This window comes from Bacillus sp. 17RED48 (assembly GCF_019837545.1).
GTDB classification, from domain to species: Bacteria; Bacillota; Bacilli; order Bacillales; family Bacillaceae_G; genus Bacillus_A; species Bacillus_A wiedmannii.
The window spans coordinates 1-20,202 of sequence record NZ_JADAXG010000011.1 but is presented as its reverse complement, the minus strand read 5'-3'; the positions used below and the strand labels follow the sequence as shown (position 1 = coordinate 20,202).

The following is a 20,202-nucleotide window of genomic DNA, read 5'->3' as shown; positions in this document are numbered from 1 at the left end:
GACTAAGAAACGGAATAGTCCTCTTTTTTATTTCATTTTATAGAGTAAAGGGGGGATTCCGTAATGGCACGTGTCAGTACGGAGGATGCGATGAAAGCAAGAAAAGTTGACTTGATTTCATATCTGGAAGCAAAAGGAGAAACGTTTAAGAAAGAAGGAAACTATTATCGTCATACGGAGCATGACAGCCTCATCATTAAAGGGAATCAATACGCCTGGAATAGTCGAGGGGAAAAAGGGTATGGAGCGATTAGCTTTGCGATGATGTACTATGACATGACATTCCCACAAGCCGTGATGGACATTCAGAAGGGGGACTATAAAGAGTTTGATCGTTCTAAAACTGAAGAGGAGCGCAAAAAAGAGCAGCAGCCATTTATCTATCCGAAACACTTAGAGGTGCCGAAACAAACAGAAATCAAGCAGTACTTAATTGATGAGCGGAAAATAGATCCTCGTTTAGTGAACTGGCTGATTAAAAAGGATCTCATCGTCCAGGATAAGAAAAATAATGTGGTGTTCAAATGGAGAGAAGAAGGGGGCAAAGGGCAAGTAATTGGAATGAACCGTCAAGGTACGGTCAAAATGGAGAATAAAAGAGGAAGCTTTAAACAAATTGTCCCGAATTATGAGAAAATCCATGCAGGTTTTACGGTTGATGTAGGTAAGCCGGATAAAATCTACTTTTATGAAGATCCAATCGACATGTTATCCCATTGGAGCATCAAGCAAAATAATATTCAAAACGCTCGACTGGTTTCTATGCATGGATTGAAGTCAAAAACAGTGATTCAATCTTTAATGGATGCGAAAAAAGAAGGGCACGATATTAAAGAGGTCATTATGGCAGTTGATAATGATAAGGCTGGGAGAGACTTCATTCAGACGATGAAATGCTTTGTAGATCTTAAAGAGGATATTCCAAAGAATGAAAAAGAAGATTGGAACGATGTCCGGAAGAAACAAGTGAGTGAGCAACAGGCAAAAGAAACAGCACAACCAAAGAAAATGAAACCAATTAAAGAGGTGGAGAGAAGTGTCTAATCTACCAGAAATGCCAAACATATTACAGATTTTGATTTATGGTTTTATCCTTTATGTTCTTTTTCGTATTTGTAAATTTATGTACCGAAAGTTCCAAGAGCGAAGAATACTGAAGCGAATAGCTAAGTCCGGTATTCGCTATATAGACAAAATGGACGGACATCAATTCGAAGTATATCTAAAAGCACTCTTTCGAGAGCTGGGTTATTCTCCAACAGTCACAAAGCAGTCAAATGATTTCGGAGCGGATCTGGTATTGAAGGGAAAAAATCGTATTGTCATCCAGGCGAAACGCTACGGGATGAAAAATAGAGTCGGCATCAGTGCCGTACAAGAGATATATGCAGCACAAGCCTATTACAAAGCACATGAGGGCTGGGTTGTAACAAACAGTGTATATACAAGACAAGCAAAAGAATTAGCGGAAGCTTGTCTTGTAAAACTAATAGATCGTGTAGAACTTCAGAAACTGATTAATAAAATTAATCCCGAATATTCGGCTGAAGATGTATATCAAGGGGTAACACCTGCAGAACGGAAATGTCCAACATGTAAACATGATTTAGTCATTCGAAATTCGAATAAAACAGGAAATAAGTTTTTTGGCTGTTCACAATATCCCACATGTACACATACAGAACCAATTAATACATGAGCTGTGATGAAAATCCGGATCTTTTTCATTTGTTTAAAGAATACATGAAAAAAATCAGTTTAACTAAAAAATGACCCTTCAGATTTAGTTTTATGGAGTTTTGAGGGGATTATTAATATAATAAGTCGTATTTGTTGTAAAAACGCATGTAAAGGGAGAAAGGGGATTTAAATGCGTTTTTAGGTTTTTTAGGAAAAATAAAAAGGGTAGCCATTATTTACGACTTAACCCTTTGTCTACGATCTGACGAATTGCTTCATTTCGATTCTTCAGCTTATTTTCATGCCAATAATTTTCTATTTGTTCTACTTGTTCTTTTGTAAAAGTAACTAAAATTTGAGTGTACTTGTCTTTATTAACAGCCATATAACAACCTCCTCTATAAAAAATATTATAAGTTATATAACTTATATTGACAACCAGAAAAATGAGTAATAGAATAGTTATATAAGTTATATAACTATATTGAGGAGGTTATTACATGGAACGGAAAGTTAAAAAGATGATGGCTGATCTTCAATTTATTATGAATCATGGTCAAATCAGTGTAGATTTTATGGATTTAGGATATAAAAGAATGCTTTTTAGTGCATTAGAAGCTACGGGAAAACAGTTCAATGTGCATACCAATGAACATAATGAAACAACCTTGTTCTTAGAGTTAGTTTAGTAAATTTACGCAATGAGGAGCTGTTAATAGTGGAGCAGTTAACTATTTTTGACGTAATGGATGAAACTAAAAATAAGTTATATGAGGTATTAGAGAAAAATGGATTAAATTATAAGATTCATAAGTACTATTTATATTCGAATTATGAAGGGGCTGTTCAGTATTACTATATAAGGACAACTGATAATACAATTATTGATTTGTGTCTTTCCGATTTTCCAGAAATATTTGCAATCCATGAAGGGTTTAGTGATAAACAAATTAGAAAGATTTACAACTGGAACTTATAAGCTATATAAATAACAAATTTAATTATTGGAGGAATGAAAAATGAAAATTGGTGTATCTGAGTGGAAAGCATTGAAAAAAGAGACAAAGTTAAAGCTATTGCGCTATGCGATGTTAGAAAGTAAGTATAAGTATGCAAAATAAAAGCTCTTCATTTGCAAAAGCAAACAAAGAGCAAAGTCATGAGTGACCATCTGGGAAAGAAATTGGCACATTTCTTTCCTTCTTATTTTAACATATAAAAAGTTGTAGAGAAAAGGGGCATGTAGAATGGAAGAAGGTCGTATTTCCTTTCAGCAAAGTTTTAAAGAATTTCTTGTTATGATCGTCAGTTTTTGGGTCATTATGTTTCTCATGTATGGCGAAATCCTGTTACAATAGTTAAGAATAACTTGGTACAAATTGATAATGAAATGGAGAAAGATACTAGATGAAAGCAACTGGAATGACTAGAAAAGTAGATGAATTAGGACGTGTAGTACTTCCAAAGGAACTTAGAAATACACTTGGTATTAAAGAAAAATCACCATTAGAGATTTTTGTAGAAGGGGAAGATATTATTTTACAGAAGTATCAGCCTGGTGGTGTTTGTGCATTAACAGGAGAAGTGTCAACTCATAACATAGCATTAGCAAATGGTAAGATAACATTAAGTCCAGAAGGTGCAGAATTATTACTAAAAGAAGTAGAACAGTATCTTGTAAAATAAACGCTCCTTTCAAGGGGCTTTTTTTGTAAGAGAAATACATAATTTCACGTACCGTAATGTTTAAGAAAAAACAAACGACATAATCAATATGTCTACATTTAATTTTTCGCCTAATTAATCCGCTTAATGGATTCGGTCTCGTCTGTTTTGGATACTATTTTATGTGAAATGGAGATATTATTTTTATTTCGTATAGATTTCTTGCGAAATATGTACCTAGAGCAGTATTTCGATTTAAATGTGATACGATAGTGATATATTCGTTTTGCTAGTAAAAGGGGATGAGTGTCGATGAAAAACCACATAAAAGTAAATGGAAAAATCCTTCAAACAAATAAAAAATGGTCACATCTCAAGCAAAGACAAAGACAACATATTTCTAATTGGTTACGTAGAGAATATACACAGTTTGTAAAAACACATTATAGAAAACCTAGAAAGTATGAACATGATGAGATTCTTCATGAAGTGATGAATCAAATACAGGAACGTGAAATTTGGATTCCTAATGGTGAAGTAAAAAGATATTATCTAAGTAAAATAGGAAAATGGTTTAGAAAAATAGAAAGTGAATGGGAATCACAAATATCCAACAGTGAAAAGCAGCAGGTATTAGAAGAAAAGTAAATACAAACAAACCAGGGGGGCATTTCATGTTTAATTTACAAGAAGATATGTATGAACAATTGAAAGAGATAAAAGGGGCAGTTACAGTATTTTTAAAGAATGGCGTTCCAGTACGTGGGAAGATCCTTGCAACAGATAAATTTACCGTCCTAATGATGGTTCATGGTAAACAACAACTAATCTACAAACAAGCAATCTCTACACTTGCTATATAAAAAATGCTTGTATACTATAAAAGGAGAGGGATATATTGATTTTTTTATTTCGATTTGACATAAAAGATGATGGAATAGATTTTATCTTAAACGAAAAAATAGCTGAAGATATGATTCCTTACTATGATGAAATGCTTAGACCGCTTGCCGCTTCTTTAAGTCAAACATTAAACTTTTATCGAGCTTTTAGTAAACACCCTACCATTCTATCTTGTCGAATTTTAGATAATAATGAACTGGAAATTATGTTGAGTAAAGGATTGGGACAGTATATAGATCCATACACTAAAAACCAAATTATTTTCGAAAATGGAAAATTAATAGCAGATATCTTAATGGAAGTTATGAACCATCAAACTATATACCGTTAAATTATATTATAAGGGGTCACCATACATGCCCATCAACTTAAGAAATTAGGTATTCCAAAAACAAAAAATAGGCTAAGTGTTTTTATATTTTGTTTTATATTTATATAAAGAGGAGATAAAAAAAGACTTAATCCTTATGAGGAAATTAAGTCTTTTTATAGTATTGTTATTAGAAATTGTTGTTTATGTAAAGGGCATGGAAAAAAACAACTGATTTACAAAACAGCTATAACCACAATTGCTATATGGCGTACCGCCAGCATTTCGGTAAAAAACCACGCTAAGAGTATACAAAGTTTTATGCAAAAAATAGGGAGACATAGGGAACTATAGGGAATCCAAAAGTCGCTCTAGAACAGGAAAGTATAAAAAGATACATAGAGTCATAGAAAAAGAAAAAGGCAAATCCCTTCTGAGAGTAAGGAGATACCTTTTTCTTCTCTACCGATAATGAGACGTTATGTTAACTTGACGTGTATATGTTATATATCAAAACTCCTCATCCAGCGTTCCTCCCACATGGTATAATTAGGAGAAAGAGGAGGACTTCAAAATGATTTTAGAAGCAGTCATATTGCAAGTAAAAGACGGTATGGAGACGGAGTATGAATCGGTATTTAAGCAAGCATCTTCAATCATCTCTTCCATGCAAGGATACATAAATCATGAATTACAACGCTGTATGGAGCAGAAAGGAAAATATTTGCTCCTTGTGCAATGGGAAACTTTAGAAAACCACACGATAGGATTTCGTCAATCTGATCAATATCAAGAGTGGAAGGCATTATTGCATCACTTTTATGATTCATTTCCAACAGTTGAACACTTTGAGCGTGTAGAGTTATCACGAAACTGAACTTGACTGTCTATTAATACTTGAAAAGTAACTTCCAATAACGATAATTATTAAATAAGCTGTCCTTATGGGCAGCTTATTGTATTTTTTGCTTAGCGTAGTTTTTTTACAAAATGCTAACGGTACTCCTATATGTAATTAGAGATAAATATTGAATTATGATTCAAAGGAAATAAATAGTTTAAAATATAAAGCAATATTAATTTATAATGGATATATATATGTAAGGGGGAGTCGTTTATTACAAAAGTGATAAACGAAGAGAATTATGAAGTAATTACTGACACAAATGAGAAGATTGAGGTATATTCTCGTAGTCTCCAAGAAAGTTAAGTGTTGGCATAAAGTTTTGGAATTCTACAATTGAAATTCGCATATGGTTTTATCAATAATAAAATATAAGAATGTAGATTATACTATAAGTAATTTTTTATATTGTTTATATTTTTGTAATTTCCTGTTGCAGAATCCTTATTATAAGGATTCTTTTTTTGTATCAAAAATCTACAAAGAAAAAAGATAAGATCGGGAACACAATCTTATCTTTAGGGGGCACGGCAAGAATTCGTTATTTTTGGAGCCATTCAAGAATAAATTGAGAAAACCATCAATTTTGGGTAGTGAGACGGTTCGTGCTCTATTTAATTTTAAGGTCTGTAAATCATCTGATGGATTAGAACAGAAACCGCCTCACTACCCTTATTTATATAGATTTATGTTTTTCACTCCCCAGTTTCGGTCGGAGTAATGCTTTGATATTCATTGTTCCTGAAAATAACAACCCAGCAATTACAAAAATCGCACCAATAAGATGAAACCATGTAATATCTTCTTTCAGTATTAACCATGCAAGTAAATAACCAAAAATCGGTGTTAAAAATAGATAGTTATTAGCCTTAATTGGATCTTTCTTTAATAAGTAAAACCATAATAGCATAGATACAATCGATGTCATCACGACTTGCCAAAATAGACCGATAGCAAAATTCACATCTAAATTGATATAAGGATTACTATCTAATAAGAAACTTAAAGGGACAGCGAAAACACTACCAAAGATTATCTGCCATGTGTTAATGACGAGGCGATCAATTTTCATATCGTATTTTGTAAAACACACACTTCCTATTCCCATCGATAGCATTCCTACTGCTAGAATAATGACACCTGACACTGTTGCATGTGTATCTTTTAAATACGGATACACAGCGATTAGTAAACCCAATGCTGCTATAAGCATCCCAATCCATTCTTGTTTTGTTACTTTTCTGCTCAAAAAGATAGAAGATAATAAAGCAACAACAAATGGGTTTACAGTAATAAATAAATTAAATAAGCTTGAAGATACTAATTTTAGAGATAAAAAGCAGCACCCCACATACAATGTAGTATTTAAAATTCCTAAAATAATTAACTGCCTCCACTCTACCCCTTTTGGCCACCTATTTGATTTAATAAAATAGGTAAAAACAAACATAATCAGACCAGCACTTATTAATCTCGTTGTTGCAAACATAAGAGGGGATGAAGACAGGAGACCAATTTTTGTGGCTATTGCCCCTGATGCCCATAATATACTAAAAAATATACCTATTAAAATCTCCATACTAATCATTCTCCTTTACCAAAATAAAATAGTAAAACAACCGATTTTATCAAAATAAAATCGGTTGTTTATGTGAGGATATGTTACCTGTTTTAAAATCAAACAGTTACTGCTTCTTTCCATTCATCCATACTGAAACGCTCACCTAAATTACGATGTTCAATAATATACGCACGTAAATGTTTTGCTTTATTTACAATCGCTTTATCACCACTTCTTTCGGCGATTTGATCAAGCCAATCGTAGCATTTAGCAACTGGGATATCTTTTTCAAAATGAATTTTAGATAAAAAGAATACAACATCTCTAAAATTAATTCTTGAAATTACTTTAGATAGTGAAGTAATCAGTTCCTCTTCAAATTTCTCATCTAACTTCTCACGTTGTACAATAAATCTATCTAAATGAAGATTATATGTCTTTTTATCCTTAAAGATATCAGATGGATCAAAGTCTCCTTCAAATATATAGTCTAAGCAAAGGAATACTCGACTATCTTTAGAGAAGTTTGCAGCCGCATGGCCAATTGCTGCATGAAGGAACCAAATTTCACCTTTTCTGATTCGGAATACGGCTTCCTCATCAGAATGGAAAGCCCTTTTATTATCTTCTAAAGCTAAGAAAACACGGAATCGCTGTTTTGTACTGTGAGAGAATTCAACAAAATCTTTATGCGGGATAACCATTGCATCCACTAAATTACGTGTACGAACCATTTTTAAATTATCAAAAGTAAAGTATTCTTCAAGAAGGGAGTTAACGTATGGCAATTGCTTTCTATACTCAGTTTGCTGAGCAGCATGATCAAAATCACGATACATTGTATCATGTTTATCATTTGATGCATTCCATAAAGAGTTATTCATCCAGTAACCAGTACTGAATTCATCATATTCTTCAGGAATAACTGGGAAATTTGCAATTGTTTCTAAATCTTTTTTTAATAATTCTTCATTAAATTTTAATTTGCCAATAATATAAGATGCCATAATACTTATTCTCCCCTTTAGTAATTATAATATGAACATTATGAAACTACAATATAAGCGACAAAATAATCTGACTATGTATTCTTTTCAGAATCATGATTCCAAGATTAGTTACAGATACTAAGAGTCTATATATTATTTTAGAAACATAACATACCTTAATTAAATTTTGGCTGTTTAACCGATCTCATTCTCATTATTCTAATAGACCTCGATATACACCTATAATCAAATATATATAGTTCGTATCGCGACACTTGATCACAATACTTACATTTAATATTTTTGTCTGTTTCACAAACATGCGGTACATTCAATTTTTTAATGACTTTTAGTACATGATCTTCGCAAACAAACAAAAAACCACCTGATTTCTACTTTTAATCATTATGTTTTGTAGTTTTTATTAAATAAGGTGAAAGACTCACTACTCCATTTCCATTCCGCATATAATATATCTTCAAACCTTGTAATTCCTTTTTGTTTAATTTGCTTAAAAAGCCAATCTTCATCAAATCCTGCTTGTTTTAAATTATCCTTAACAACTTCCCCTTCACTGATTCCGTGGTTGATGTACTTTTAGTAACGGATAGTGTCTTTGTAATGGATGTTGATAAATCTGTGCCTATTGCTATTTCAGTTGTTTCTATCATGGAAATTTGATCTGTTCGAGCGACACCGGTTGTTTGTTCATATTTATATGATTCACCAGATCCTACTACTTTTTGGGGTATCTTCTCCCAGTATTGTCTTCGTACTAATAATATTGTGCAGCTAATGTCTAATACGGTAAAGGCTCAAATCACCTTATTTCACTCTATTTGGTAAGGATGAACCTGAATGTTCAATTGTCGGATGAACATGAACAGTAATTTCAGCATTACTAAAATACTTTTCACCATGATCCCAATTCTTACTGATTTTTTTCCATTCTTTATAATTATGCCTCTTATACACTTCTCCTAACGCTAGTACATCCACCTTATATTTTTTTTGAACAAGCTTTATTGATTTTTGAATCTTTTGTTCCATTTCCTTTGAAATATCCCTCGTTAAGCGTTTTTCATTTATAGTTTGTTTATGATCACTAAAATGCAACTCCGCCAAAGTTCCTTCCAGAAATAAATGAATATCAAACTTCGGTTTTGTAGTATTTTCAGTAAATACCTTTATTTTTCGGTGTAGCTTATGAATTTCATATGTAATAAGCTGATTTTTTTTACGTGTGGTAAAAAAACCTCCCATTTTTTTAGCTATTATAAAGTTCATTCCCATTGTTTGTTCTCCGCTTAACACTCCAACACATTTGTTATCCTTTCCACGAAACAACGCAGCCCCGTCCATTTTTATTCCTTGTTTTGTTGACTTTAAGATAGGGAGTACAAAACTTTGGTTTGAGATTATCTTTCCCTGCACGTTCCCAATTCTTGCTGCCTCAATCACTTGAGCATTTATCATAGGGTGGTCAGCTAACATATCAATATACTGTGCCGGTAAATTTTCGGGTTTTGCACTTTGTTTCAAGATATCTTCTGCATTTTTTTCAGAAACAAATAGACGGATATTTCGTCTCATTTCATGATCTCGAATATATACATCTAGCGTATTTTGTAAAATATTTGGATTCGAGAGTAATTCTTTAGAAAAAATAAGCGCTTGTATATGCGGAAAAAATAATGTACGACTAATTTTTTTATCGATCATTCTTATTTGTTCAAACACATTATCTGCTTTTGCACTCACATTAATATAATTATTTCCTGCATCCTGTACACCTTGTTGCGTTAACTTACTGGGAAGAACCATCTGATACGTCCCTTTCATAATTGGACTTGATTTCTTTTCCTTCACAATATCGTAAGCCACACCTACTACAAATCCTCTTTCTTCTATTTCTGATAACTCAGAGCAACCGCTGATAACCCCAGCTAAAAGCGTAATTGCTATAATTTTAAGAAGACATTTCATTTCCACCATTCCTTTATTTTACATTATATAAAAACTAGTAAGGGTACTAGCACAGCAAATCCCATATCAATCCACTCAAAAGTAAAATAATCCAACCATATGTAAATAAAGTTTACATATCAATATTTCACGTTATAGATAATGTACTTATACTAATAATGATTGAAAATACCGCAAAATCAAGTTCCCGAGATCCCATTTCTTCATCTCCATACTCAAATGATTTCAATTTTTCTCGTTCCTTTGGATGTATTGTAGAATCTATTATTTGTAAATTTCCTGTCTTTCTTTCAACATTGATTTTGGCAGACGAATAATTTCGTCTTTCCCATCTTTATAAAATGAAGAAGCAATAGGCGTTGTAAAAAGAATACTAACACTCTTAAATTTGTAATATGAATCACAAGTGCAATAAGAACTAAAATGATTCCATGTAATCTCAAAGCAGTCACTATTAGCAAAAATACAAAAAATAAAATCCGATACCTAATTGCAATGCTATATATGAGGAAGTAAAAATGTAGTAACCGCAGTAACTGCAATATTAATCACTACGATGGGGCCCATATAAGAGCGGATTTATAACCCTTGCATTCACTACCAATTCTCCAATTATATAACCACCTACAATACTAATTGTTTGTCCCATCAATTTGAGCAGCCTAACTATAGCTTTAACAAATTCACCCATTTAACTTCCTTTTCAATAAGTTTTTAGTTAGATTTCACTAATACAAAGAAATATATACGAGAAAAGAGCTATCTCTTTTTATGAATAGCTCTAACATATAAATTATTTAATTCGCTTGGTAAGTCTAACAAAATCTTATATTCTAATCGATTAGATAACTTTTAAATCTTGCACAAGAAGTTTACTTCTTCGTTGAACAAATTCTACTTTTTTAGCTAAATGATTCAGAGTATGTGGTGATATATGTTGACGTAATTCTCTAGAAAACAATTGTAATTCATCAGAAATCGATAAATTCATACTAACATTATTTTATTATTCTGCATTGACCTACCATTATATCTATAAAGTCTTTAATGAAATCTTTATGATTCAATTTTAACCCAATTCGAACGCCCTCAGCTTTTGAGCTAGGACGAAAATCAGCAACAGTTTGTCCTCTGAAAGAATTTAAGTCAACTTCCACTTTACGATACATATATTGCAAGAAATTAGGGTTAGCTATTGCACTCATTGCAACTACATCATGTAAAGGAGCTCCTTTAATACTTTTATTCAATTTTTTATAAGCACTGTAATAATAATCATAGATTGGTTTGATTAATGATTTGAATGGGCTATTTGTATGTTCCACAATATAATCCACTTCGTTTGGAAGCAATACAGCTGAATTCGTTACATTTAAAGGAATCATTGTTAAATTTTTTGACTGATCAATTACAAACTGAGTTGAAACTGGATCACCATATGCATTTGCCTCCGCTACAGAAGTGACATTTCCTGGTTGTAAAAACACCCCGGACATGATATATAATTCCTTTACACTTTGCATCGTTTCTTTCCAAATATTTAATACCATTGCAAGAGAAGTAGATCTTCCTACATCAATAATTGTTAACTCTCCCTTGTACCTTTCAATAATTTTGGGGATTAAACTAAAATCATGAACAGGACCAGTTGTTACACTTTCAGGAGGCTGAATAGGACCAAGTCCTTCTGCACCATGTATTTCTGGATAATAAGCTGTAAACCCATTCGAAAATGGTAAAGTAGCACCACTTATAACAGGAATATCTTGTCTTCCAGCCAATTGCAAAAGATATAAGGCATTTCGAGTTGTTTGTTCTTTGGTAACATTACCGTAACTCGTAACAATTCCAACAATTTCAATTTTAGGATTTAATAGACCATATATGATAGCTAATGAATCATCAATACCTGGGTCGCCAAATAACAATACTTTTTTCAAGATGGGTCTCCCTTCTTAAATCACAAATTCTATTGGACAAGCCTTATAATATGTATATGTAAGAAGTTATTTTATTTATGATTTATATTTTGAAAAACTCTTAGCAACTTTGACATATGTATCTTTTTTAAGTTTGAAATCTAAACTTTCGTTAAAAAGTTAGTATGATTACATCAATCAAAAATAGCGTGTTTTTTCATTTTAAGGAAATTTAGTTTTGTTAGCTTGATAGTGATGTGGCTTGACTCCAAATCCAACAACTTAAGGGTTTGAAGTACCACTTAAATGAAAATTTTCTTTCTCTACAATTAGTTGTTTTGGGCGTTTAGTTTATTTTTGAATGACATGTGTAAATAAGATTAACTAATAAAATTTCTTTCATAGTATAAAATAAAATTAAAATGAGTTTTTTAATTTTTTAAAATACTTATTCTTTGTAGTTCGATGCACCTGTCTAGTATCACTTTGGTATGCTATCTTTTTTCTGTAAAGATAAGTAAAAAGAAAAGTTGTTCCAGAAATCCGATAGTGTATTTCAATAAAATAATATAACTTGAAGAAACACAAAGTATTTTTACTTCTGTGTTTCTTCAAGTTTTCGTTTGTTAATTGCTCGATAAAGAGAGCCCTGTGATATTCCAGTTCCTTCTATGATTTCTTTAATGGAATATTCATTACTATCATACATACGTAATGCAATTGAAAGTTTTTCTTTTTCTATTTTTGGTCTCCCTAATTTTTTTCCACGTTTTTTACTCGCTTCTAATCCTTCTTTTACTCGTTCAGCAATTAAATTCCTTTCTAACTCAGCAATAACACACATCATTTGTAACATAGCCTTACCTGTAGGTGTGCCTGTATCCATATTTTCCTTCAACGATACAAATTGAATTCCTATTTCTTCGAACTGTTGGATAATACTTAGAATATCTAGGGTTTTGCGTCCTAAACGTGAAATACTTTCAACTACAAGGGGTCACTATACATGCCCATCAACTTAAGAAATTAATTGTTCCCCAAAACGAAAAAAATGAGCCGAAATCTTATAAATAACTGTGAAGAGGTAAACTTTTCGTTATGGGGGGACTTTGATTTCTTAGGTATCTAGGCATGGGGTACAAGCCTAGATACCTGTAAAAATCGGTCACAGGCTAAATTTTATTCCCCAACATAATTTAAGAGTATTTATTTTTACATTTTGGAAAGATAAGCACATTCAAAAATATTGTAGAATTTATGACAATTAACGATGGATTTCTTAATTCTTATATATCTTTTTATTTTAAGTATGACATTAACAAAAAAAAATAATATATTTCAAATGATATATATATAACAAAACATAAAAAACTAGTCACTATTATCTTATAGTGACTGATTAAACATAAAATTGCGTATTTTCTGACGTTTAGATATTCTAATAGCAGAATACTAAATCTAATAAGAGAGGGGAAATATGATGAAATCATATAAAAAAAAGGCTGTAATGATTCCATTCGCATGTATGTTATGTGTAGGAGTAGTAAATATGCCTACTACTACTTTTGCAGATTCTACAAAAAGTACAATATTAAATGTTAATACAAAGAGTGATAATGTTTATAATGAAAATAAGTTTATACAAGATTTAAAAGATAGAATGACTCCAGGAAAAAGTATAGCTAATCCAAATACTGCGACTAAATATGTATCTAAACCCGAATATCGTACTGATGTTAATAATCTAGATATAACAGCACATTTTGATAGTTGGGGACCTACACAACAAATAGAACTATTGTCGTACAAAAATGATGGATTAGTAGATCAAACATGGAATTCTCCTGAAAAAAGTATAAAAACAACAGAGTCTTTTACCTATTCAAACCAAGAAGGGGCTAAATTGGGAGTATCTTCAAAATCAACGTTATCAGTTAAAATTCCTTTTGTTGCTGAAGGCGGTCAAGAGATTACACTTTCATCTGAATTTAATTATACTCATACAAGTTCTAACACATCTACTCATGAAGAAGAGATTATATTTAAATCACAACCTGTAATTTGTAAAGCTGGTTATACCACAACATATTTTGGTATAGTGAAAACCGCTAACTTCTCAGGAACATTTAAAACAAAATCAGGAGTTCATGTTCAGACAATATCCTACTTTGATCAAGATGGATACGGATGGATTAGTGAGGAAAAACGTCCTGATTTTTACAATAAAATTGTTCATTCTTTATTTATGGATGGATCAAAACCAACACCATCATATTTAAACTTTGAATCTTATGTACAACCAAATAATGAAAATATACAAATACCAGTAGTAGATATTCAATCTGAATTCAGCGGCGAAAGTGGTCATTATTCTGAGGTATATGTTAAAGCAACTCCAATTGATTCACCAAATAAATCTATTACACTACCCCTTGATGAATATCAAAAAAGAGTAGCCAAAGGATTACCATTAGAATAAGAACGGTTCTGTTGCAAAGTTTCTTAACATCAAATTAAATGAGGTATTTGTCACTAACTATTAGGGATTACCATACATGCCCATCCACTTAAGGGTGCATGCAAAATGAATTTGGGTATCTTTGCACATCCACTCGAAAAGGGGGAATAAGAAAAAATGATGTGAGAAATCTTTATTTATAAGGTTTTTTCGTTACTCATAGAATGTATGTTTCAAAACATATACAACTATGTTGACATATTTCAAATACGATTAAGCTGTATTTTTAAAATGAAAAAAGCTAGGTTTTTAGCTAATTCCCCCTTTTCGGGGATTTGGGAAAAAACACCCATGCTACGTTAAATTACACTAAAATCAAAAGATCAAAATTCTATTATTATGGGTTTAATGTAAAAGCTATAGAAGGAGTAATTAGGTGTACAACTACAACCAGATAGACTTGTATGGTAAGATTTCTAGCTTTAGCCCAGATAATTGATTTTAAAAACAATTTCCCAAGAGAGTTCCATTTCCAATTCATCATAATAGTTTAAACACATTTTGTAACCAGTGTTGAGGGAATTTAGAGGGAAGTCTGAACATGTAGTACAATTTCTTACCATTACTGTAGGTAAAAGCTTTGAATTGTAATAGGTGTGAGGAAACAATAAAATCTATATTAGAAAAAAGGGTTGGTTATAACTTTCATATTTAGCGATTTTATGTTGGGAGCCCAAACCCTTTCACAACTAGATAGCCCGTAAATTCAATAACAAGGGAACAACTTCAAAAACCTTAAATTTAATTTTTTACTTATAAAAATAATGGTTAAGTTATATTAATACTATTTTTTATTTTAATTTATGGAGGAATAGCAATGAAACTAAAAGTGCTTGCAACAACAGGACTAGTCTTATCTTTGGGCTTAACAAGTCTTGGTTATGGTGGAACGACGTTAGCTCAAACTCGTATGGGAACGACAGAAGACATCGGAAAAGATGCTAAAGTATATAATGTCTTTTCTACACGTGATGATTCTCAAAATAAAATGAAGAAATCGCTTAAAGTGTCATTTATAGACGATCCTAATGCAAATAAAAAAATTGCTCTGATTAGTACAGATGGAAGTAATATCGATGCAGATAAACAAATTCCACCAGGAAACGGATATATGGGTTCTATATTACAATGGTCTTCCGAGTATCATATGGGAATGGAATTATCCGGAGGATCCTCAAGTTTCCACAAAGTATCCCCAATAAATACAATTGATACCAAAACGGTTTCTTCTACTGTAGGTTATACTGTTGGTGGAACAATTAAAATTGGATCAAGTGCAGATTCGTCTATATCAGGTGGAGCAAATTGGTCAACAACAACTAGTTATAATCAACCTGATTATAAAACGATTTTAACAAAAGATACTAGTACACAAGTTCAATGGGAAGTGCCATTTGTTTCTGCTATGAACCAAGGATATGGACCATACACTAGAGATTCTAATGACTCCATTTATGGTAACCAATTATTTATGAAATCAAGAAATGCAAATGTTTGGGCGAAAGATAATTTTATATCTAGTAATGAAATGCCTACGTTAGCAGCTTACAATTTTTCTCCAGGCGTACTAGCTGTAATAACGGCAGATAAATCCGAGAAAACTTCGAATTTAACTGTTACATTTAAACGTGTTTCAGATAATTATTATATGGATTGGATCGCCTTCTTAGGTGGATATCATGCTTCTGGTGCTGGTTGGTGGAAAGGAAAAAATGAAAAAGGGGAAGAAAAGACTTCAAGTTCAAAATATGTACTTGACTGGGAAAATCATAGCCTGATTGAAAATTAAGCATGTAGGTTCTGTTGCAAAGTTTAAAAAAACATAAACGTGTTTACAAAATATAGGAACCGTTTAGGCGGTTATGAATAATTGCTGCAATTCATTGTATGTCGAAAAAACGAAGTTTGCTTGTTACAAACTTCGTTTTCGTTTATATAGAAGACATTGCTTGAAGCTAAAGATTTCTATGAGTTCTTATCTAGGAAATTGAAAAGCGCACTTGAAGATTATGAGGATTAATAGGGGTCACCTTACATGCTCATCAGCTTAAGAGATTTTAATACCCTCAAATACCAAAAAACGTTATCCTTTCTAAACAAGCTAGATTAGAAAGGATGACGTTTTCTTATGAATCTTTCGATTAAAGATGAACTACAACCATTTGTGGAAGAATTACAGCGATATGTTACACCTGTATTTTTAGAAGAACTGGCAAGAGAAATTGGCTTTATAAAGCGAAAACGCAAGTTTTCTGGTTCAGACTTAGCTACCATTTGTATTTGGATCAGTCAAAGAGTGGCAAGCGATCCTTTAGTCCGATTATGCAGTAGACTTCATGCAACCGCAGGCACTTTACTCAGCCCTGAGGGCTTAAACAAACGGCTAAATCGAAAAGCGGTTTTGTTTTTACAGCATATTTTTTCTTTACTGTTACAACAAAAAATATGTGAACAAACACAAATCTCTAACCAACTTTTCTCGTATTTTGAGCGAATTCGTATCCTAGATGCCACTGTATTTCAAGTACCAAATGTTTTAGAGAATGTATATCCAGGCTCTGGAGGTTGCGCCCAAACAGCCGGAATCAAAATTCAATTAGAATATGATTTACATAGTGGGCAATTTCTTAATTTCCAAGTGGGACCCGGAAAAAATAATGATAAAACATTTGGTACGGAGTGTTTAGATACCTTACGACCAGGAGATTTATGTATTCGTGATTTGGGCTATTTTTCATTGGAGGACTTAGATCAAATGGATCAACGAGGTACATACTATATTTCTCGTTTAAAACTAAATACGAATGTATATGTGAAAAATCCAAACCCCCAATACTTTAAAAACGGTGCAATAAAGAAACAATCGGAATACATACAAATCGATGTGAAACAGATTTTGAAACAACTACAGCCTGGAGAAACATTTGAATTAAAACATGCGTATATTGGCGATAAACAACAACTGTTTGCACGCGTTATTTTTAATCGATTAACAGATAAGCAACTTCAAAAACGACGAGCGAAGATCGCGGAAAAAGAAAAATCTAAAAATAGAATGTACTCAGAGAAAAGTAAAATGATAGCGGGATTAAACGTGTACGTGACAAATATACCCTGGGAATGGGTTCCGATGGAACAGGTACATGAGTTATATACTTTACGTTGGCAAATAGAGATTGTCTTTAAAACATGGAAATCACTCTTCAAAATAGACCATTATCGTAATGTAAAACAGGAGCGATTAGAGTGCCAACTATATGGAAAGCTAATCGCTATTTTCCTATGTTCCTCTACAATGTTTAAAATGCGTCAACTTCTTTTACAAAAGAAGAAAAAAGAGTTAAGTGAATATAAAGCGATTGGTATGATTCAGGATCATCTATCTCTTTTGTATCAAGCCATACAGAGAAACACCCACGAAATAACAAAAGTCCTAATCCGCCTGTTCCACCTCCTAGAGAAGAATGGGCGCAAATCTCACAGATATGAGAAGAAGACTGTCTTTGATATCATGGGTGTTGTCTATGAGTATAATGGATTGAAAAAACAAAAGAAAGTTGCATAATTTAAAAAATGAAACCCGTTAGGGTTTATTTGGGATGCGTATTTTTAAGAGTATGCTTTTATTTTAGGAATGTTTTGATCCGATGAGCCGAAAGCACAGGTTGTTCTCACTCTTAAGTTGATGGGAATGGAAAAAACACCCAAAAAAGAAAATTGTACGTTTAGACTATTTTTCTGTGAAATAGGAGTTAATGTAGTGCTTGGAATTTGATATTTCTTTAAATGTTACCCCTTTGTTACATTGCTTGTTTATTTGTTTATTAATTGGTAGTTTCTGTATTATTCCCCTTTTTCGGGGGGATGGGCAAAGTTACCCTTATAAGATAAAAGAGGGAGTTTGATGGCAAATCAATAACAAGTAATTTTTTTATTGTTATTGATTTGCCATTCCCTATTGCAGAATCCTTATGATAAGGATTCTTTTTTCGTATCAAAAATCCACAAATAAAAATAGATAAGATTGGCGTTATCTCCTAAAGTTACATAATAATTTATATTCGTATCTTCTTATTTTAGTTTTGTAAGTGGCTCCAAAAAGAAGGAATCGTTTCCGTACCTCATTTAAAAAGAACTTATTTTGGTAAATAAATCCTTTTAAAATATTGTCTTGATTTCTCGTGATTACAAGTGTAATATCATTATCAGGATTACAATTGTAATCACGAGAAAGGAGGTCAATATGAATAGTTTACCTAAGATATCAGAAGCAGAATTAGAGGTCATGAAAGTTCTTTGGGATACAGCACCCCGACTTACTGCAAATGAAGTAATCCAAGCTCTTGAGAAGACAAATGATTGGAGTCCTAAAACTGTTCGAACATTGCTCAACAGATTAGTACGCAAAAAAGCAATTTCTTTTCATCAAGAAAAAGGAAAAATGTATACATACACTCCTTTAATTTCTCAAGAGAACTATTTACAAGTAGAAACACAGTCTTTTCTAAAACGTTTTTACGGCGTAGCATTAAAACCATTACTTGTAAATTTTATAAAAGAAGAAAAGTTTTCTTCAGAAGATATTGATGAATTGAAACAACTTTTAGATGATAAAGCCGAATCAAATCACAGAAAGGATAGATAATTATGTTTCATCCGTTATGGAATAGTTACCTTTCTTCTATCTTTGATTGGGTAATAGAAACTTCTATCCTTGCGAGCGTGTTAGTTGGTTTTATTTTATGCATAAAAATTGTATTAAAAAATTGGCTAACTCCTCGATGGAAATACGCATTATGGCTTATCCTTATTGTAAGACTTATACTACCTTGGTTTCCTGAAAGTTCTTTTAGCATATATTCAATACTTTCAAAAGGTTATGAGTCTTCCCAGTTCTTTATTCAGGAAAATACAAGCATTTGGCATGTAAAAGAAAACAATCATGAACCGAAAACATCAATTTTAACTCAAAAAATAACTAAGGAAGTTCCTACGGAAGGAAAAAACAACAACGGGAACCTATCCGTATATAATATCCTGTTGTTGTTTTGGATTCTAGGAGTCTTGATATCTGTATTTTTCATGATACTGATAAATAGACGGCTATACATTTATATAGACAAACAACCAGCTATAACAGAGAAAAGAGTTTTGGACATTTTCGAAAAATGTAAAAAAGATATGTTAATAAAGAAGGACATCTCTTTATCTCTTTCTGGAAAGATTTCAAGTCCTACACTTTTTGGGATTAGAAACCCTAGAATTTTACTTGATGAAAATCACGTGAAATACTTAAATGATAACCAACTAAGATATATTTTTTATCATGAATTATCTCATTTTAAGAGAAAAGATATAAGTATTAATTTACTTATGCATTGCTTACTTATTTTAAATTGGTTCAATCCTATTCTTTGGTATGCATATTATGCAATGCGTGAAGACCAAGAAATAGCATGTGATAATTTGGCTCTCACTTTTATTAATCCTGAAGAAAAAATTGCATATGGACAAACCATTATTACACTATTAGAACAATATTCTACTTATTATCGAACACCTACATTAGCTAATTTCAGTAGAAATAAAGCAATATTGAAAAGGAGAATTATAATGATTAAAAAATTTAATAAAAACTCGTACCGTTGGTCTGCAGTAGGATTGGCTACTATTTTGGGATTATCTACATTCTCTTTAGTGAATGTAAACGCTGAAGAAACATTTTATAAGAAAAACATAGAAGAACAATCTAAGAAAGAAGAGCAAC

19 protein-coding genes and 5 pseudogenes are annotated in these 20,202 nt (G+C 32.1%); 14 read left to right on the top strand and 10 right to left on the bottom strand.

Annotated features, from left to right (window positions below; genetic code table 11):
- Positions 1–63: 63 nt before the first annotated feature.
- Together ILT06_RS28145 and ILT06_RS28140 are read left to right on the top strand one after the other, a co-directional pair.
- Positions 64–1,044 (top strand): DUF3991 and TOPRIM domain-containing protein, encoded by a 981-nt coding sequence (locus tag ILT06_RS28145; protein ID WP_222655702.1) that lies wholly within the window; start codon positions 64–66, stop codon positions 1,042–1,044.
- Positions 1,037–1,699, top strand: coding sequence for a restriction endonuclease (locus ILT06_RS28140; RefSeq protein ID WP_222655701.1), 663 nt, complete (start codon positions 1,037–1,039; stop codon positions 1,697–1,699). The genes ILT06_RS28145 and ILT06_RS28140 overlap by 8 nt, the downstream gene beginning before the upstream one ends.
- Positions 1,700–1,912: 213 nt before the next feature.
- On the opposite strand, the gene ILT06_RS28135 is transcribed toward ILT06_RS28140, so the two are convergent.
- Positions 1,913–2,065, bottom strand: coding sequence for a ribbon-helix-helix domain-containing protein (locus ILT06_RS28135; RefSeq protein WP_000290205.1), 153 nt, complete (start codon positions 2,063–2,065; stop codon positions 1,913–1,915).
- Positions 2,066–2,180: 115 nt separating this feature from the next.
- Here ILT06_RS28135 and ILT06_RS28130 point away from each other — a divergent pair, with 115 nt between their 5' ends.
- The 7 genes from ILT06_RS28130 (at position 2,181) to ILT06_RS28100 (ending at position 5,435) form a co-directional block, all read left to right on the top strand.
- Positions 2,181–2,369 carry a hypothetical protein gene (locus tag ILT06_RS28130; protein WP_002090003.1) on the top strand — a complete coding sequence of 63 codons (189 nt, stop codon included), beginning with the start codon at positions 2,181–2,183 and terminating at the stop codon, positions 2,367–2,369.
- A 26-nt stretch (positions 2,370–2,395) separates the two neighbouring features.
- A complete protein-coding gene (locus tag ILT06_RS28125; RefSeq protein WP_222655732.1) occupies positions 2,396–2,659 on the top strand; it encodes a hypothetical protein in 264 nt (87 codons plus the stop codon).
- Between the two features lie 428 nt (positions 2,660–3,087).
- Positions 3,088–3,366, top strand: coding sequence for an AbrB/MazE/SpoVT family DNA-binding domain-containing protein (locus tag ILT06_RS28120; RefSeq protein ID WP_071743599.1), 279 nt, complete (start codon positions 3,088–3,090; stop codon positions 3,364–3,366).
- A gap of 291 nt (positions 3,367–3,657) precedes the next feature.
- The gene (locus tag ILT06_RS28115; RefSeq protein ID WP_000788513.1) at positions 3,658–3,993 is read left to right on the top strand and encodes a hypothetical protein; all 336 of its coding nucleotides are present in this window, start codon (positions 3,658–3,660) and stop codon (positions 3,991–3,993) included.
- A gap of 26 nt (positions 3,994–4,019) precedes the next feature.
- Positions 4,020–4,208, top strand: a complete 189-nt coding sequence (gene hfq / locus ILT06_RS28110; RefSeq protein ID WP_222655700.1) for an RNA chaperone Hfq — start codon at positions 4,020–4,022, stop codon at positions 4,206–4,208.
- 35 nt (positions 4,209–4,243) lie between these two features.
- A complete protein-coding gene (locus ILT06_RS28105) occupies positions 4,244–4,579 on the top strand; it encodes a hypothetical protein (RefSeq protein ID WP_098289338.1) in 336 nt (111 codons plus the stop codon).
- Positions 4,580–5,132: 553 nt separating this feature from the next.
- Positions 5,133–5,435 (top strand): antibiotic biosynthesis monooxygenase family protein, encoded by a 303-nt coding sequence (locus ILT06_RS28100; protein ID WP_222655699.1) that lies wholly within the window; start codon positions 5,133–5,135, stop codon positions 5,433–5,435.
- A 703-nt stretch (positions 5,436–6,138) separates the two neighbouring features.
- Here the strand turns inward: ILT06_RS28100 and ILT06_RS28095 are convergent.
- From ILT06_RS28095 to ILT06_RS28065, 8 genes and pseudogenes are all read right to left on the bottom strand, one after another.
- Entirely contained in the window at positions 6,139–7,050 is a 912-nt protein-coding gene (locus ILT06_RS28095) for a DMT family transporter (protein WP_222655698.1), read from the bottom strand.
- Positions 7,051–7,139: 89 nt separating this feature from the next.
- A complete protein-coding gene (locus ILT06_RS28090) occupies positions 7,140–8,030 on the bottom strand; it encodes an aspartyl/asparaginyl beta-hydroxylase domain-containing protein (protein ID WP_222655697.1) in 891 nt (296 codons plus the stop codon).
- 387 nt (positions 8,031–8,417) lie between these two features.
- Positions 8,418–8,591, bottom strand: a pseudogene (locus ILT06_RS28085) (YetF domain-containing protein); the annotation flags it as partial.
- 246 nt (positions 8,592–8,837) lie between these two features.
- Positions 8,838–9,998 carry a Ger(x)C family spore germination protein gene (locus tag ILT06_RS28080; RefSeq protein WP_222655696.1) on the bottom strand — a complete coding sequence of 387 codons (1,161 nt, stop codon included), beginning with the start codon at positions 9,996–9,998 and terminating at the stop codon, positions 8,838–8,840.
- A 52-nt stretch (positions 9,999–10,050) separates the two neighbouring features.
- Positions 10,051–10,227: pseudogene (locus tag ILT06_RS32715) on the bottom strand (spore gernimation protein GerLB); the annotation flags it as partial.
- 3 nt (positions 10,228–10,230) lie between these two features.
- Positions 10,231–10,674 (bottom strand): annotated as a pseudogene (locus ILT06_RS28075) (spore germination protein); the annotation flags it as partial.
- A 322-nt stretch (positions 10,675–10,996) separates the two neighbouring features.
- Positions 10,997–11,938, bottom strand: coding sequence for a nucleoside hydrolase (locus tag ILT06_RS28070; protein ID WP_002205041.1), 942 nt, complete (start codon positions 11,936–11,938; stop codon positions 10,997–10,999).
- Between the two features lie 574 nt (positions 11,939–12,512).
- A pseudogene (locus ILT06_RS28065) lies at positions 12,513–12,911 on the bottom strand (recombinase family protein); the annotation flags it as partial.
- Between the two features lie 486 nt (positions 12,912–13,397).
- On the opposite strand from ILT06_RS28065, the gene ILT06_RS28060 reads away from it, so the two are divergent.
- Positions 13,398–14,396 carry an ETX/MTX2 family pore-forming toxin gene (locus ILT06_RS28060; RefSeq protein WP_222655695.1) on the top strand — a complete coding sequence of 333 codons (999 nt, stop codon included), beginning with the start codon at positions 13,398–13,400 and terminating at the stop codon, positions 14,394–14,396.
- 856 nt (positions 14,397–15,252) lie between these two features.
- A complete protein-coding gene (locus ILT06_RS28055) occupies positions 15,253–16,224 on the top strand; it encodes a beta-channel forming cytolysin (RefSeq protein WP_222655694.1) in 972 nt (323 codons plus the stop codon).
- A 63-nt stretch (positions 16,225–16,287) separates the two neighbouring features.
- On the opposite strand, the pseudogene ILT06_RS33320 reads toward ILT06_RS28055, so the two are convergent.
- Positions 16,288–16,374: pseudogene (locus ILT06_RS33320) on the bottom strand (IS6 family transposase); the annotation flags it as partial.
- 189 nt (positions 16,375–16,563) lie between these two features.
- Here ILT06_RS33320 and ILT06_RS28050 point away from each other — a divergent pair.
- The 3 genes from ILT06_RS28050 to ILT06_RS28040 form a co-directional block, all read left to right on the top strand.
- Complete coding sequence (locus ILT06_RS28050; RefSeq protein ID WP_222655693.1) at positions 16,564–18,000, top strand: IS4 family transposase; 1,437 nt, start codon at positions 16,564–16,566, stop codon at positions 17,998–18,000.
- A gap of 678 nt (positions 18,001–18,678) precedes the next feature.
- Positions 18,679–19,080 (top strand): BlaI/MecI/CopY family transcriptional regulator, encoded by a 402-nt coding sequence (locus ILT06_RS28045; RefSeq protein WP_222655692.1) that lies wholly within the window; start codon positions 18,679–18,681, stop codon positions 19,078–19,080.
- Between the two features lie 2 nt (positions 19,081–19,082).
- Positions 19,083–20,202 (top strand): M56 family metallopeptidase (locus tag ILT06_RS28040; protein WP_222655691.1); only part of this gene is annotated, 1,120 nt, incomplete at its 3' end.

What these genes read in the sequence shown, in the direction of transcription:
- ILT06_RS28145 (WP_222655702.1), top strand. Translation starts at nt 64, where the DNA reads ATGGCACGTGTCAGTACGGAGGATGCGATGAAAGCAAGAAAAGTTGAC.
- ILT06_RS28135 (WP_000290205.1), bottom strand. Translation starts at nt 2,065, where the DNA reads ATGGCTGTTAATAAAGACAAGTACACTCAAATTTTAGTTACTTTTACA.
- ILT06_RS28130 (WP_002090003.1), top strand. Translation starts at nt 2,181, where the DNA reads ATGGAACGGAAAGTTAAAAAGATGATGGCTGATCTTCAATTTATTATG.
- ILT06_RS28120 (WP_071743599.1), top strand. Translation starts at nt 3,088, where the DNA reads ATGAAAGCAACTGGAATGACTAGAAAAGTAGATGAATTAGGACGTGTA.
- ILT06_RS28115 (WP_000788513.1), top strand. Translation starts at nt 3,658, where the DNA reads ATGAAAAACCACATAAAAGTAAATGGAAAAATCCTTCAAACAAATAAA.
- hfq (WP_222655700.1), top strand. Translation starts at nt 4,020, where the DNA reads ATGTTTAATTTACAAGAAGATATGTATGAACAATTGAAAGAGATAAAA.
- ILT06_RS28100 (WP_222655699.1), top strand. Translation starts at nt 5,133, where the DNA reads ATGATTTTAGAAGCAGTCATATTGCAAGTAAAAGACGGTATGGAGACG.
- ILT06_RS28095 (WP_222655698.1), bottom strand. Translation starts at nt 7,050, where the DNA reads ATGATTAGTATGGAGATTTTAATAGGTATATTTTTTAGTATATTATGG.
- ILT06_RS28090 (WP_222655697.1), bottom strand. Translation starts at nt 8,030, where the DNA reads ATGGCATCTTATATTATTGGCAAATTAAAATTTAATGAAGAATTATTA.
- ILT06_RS28080 (WP_222655696.1), bottom strand. Translation starts at nt 9,998, where the DNA reads ATGAAATGTCTTCTTAAAATTATAGCAATTACGCTTTTAGCTGGGGTT.
- ILT06_RS28060 (WP_222655695.1), top strand. Translation starts at nt 13,398, where the DNA reads ATGAAATCATATAAAAAAAAGGCTGTAATGATTCCATTCGCATGTATG.
- ILT06_RS28055 (WP_222655694.1), top strand. Translation starts at nt 15,253, where the DNA reads ATGAAACTAAAAGTGCTTGCAACAACAGGACTAGTCTTATCTTTGGGC.
- ILT06_RS28050 (WP_222655693.1), top strand. Translation starts at nt 16,564, where the DNA reads ATGAATCTTTCGATTAAAGATGAACTACAACCATTTGTGGAAGAATTA.
- ILT06_RS28045 (WP_222655692.1), top strand. Translation starts at nt 18,679, where the DNA reads ATGAATAGTTTACCTAAGATATCAGAAGCAGAATTAGAGGTCATGAAA.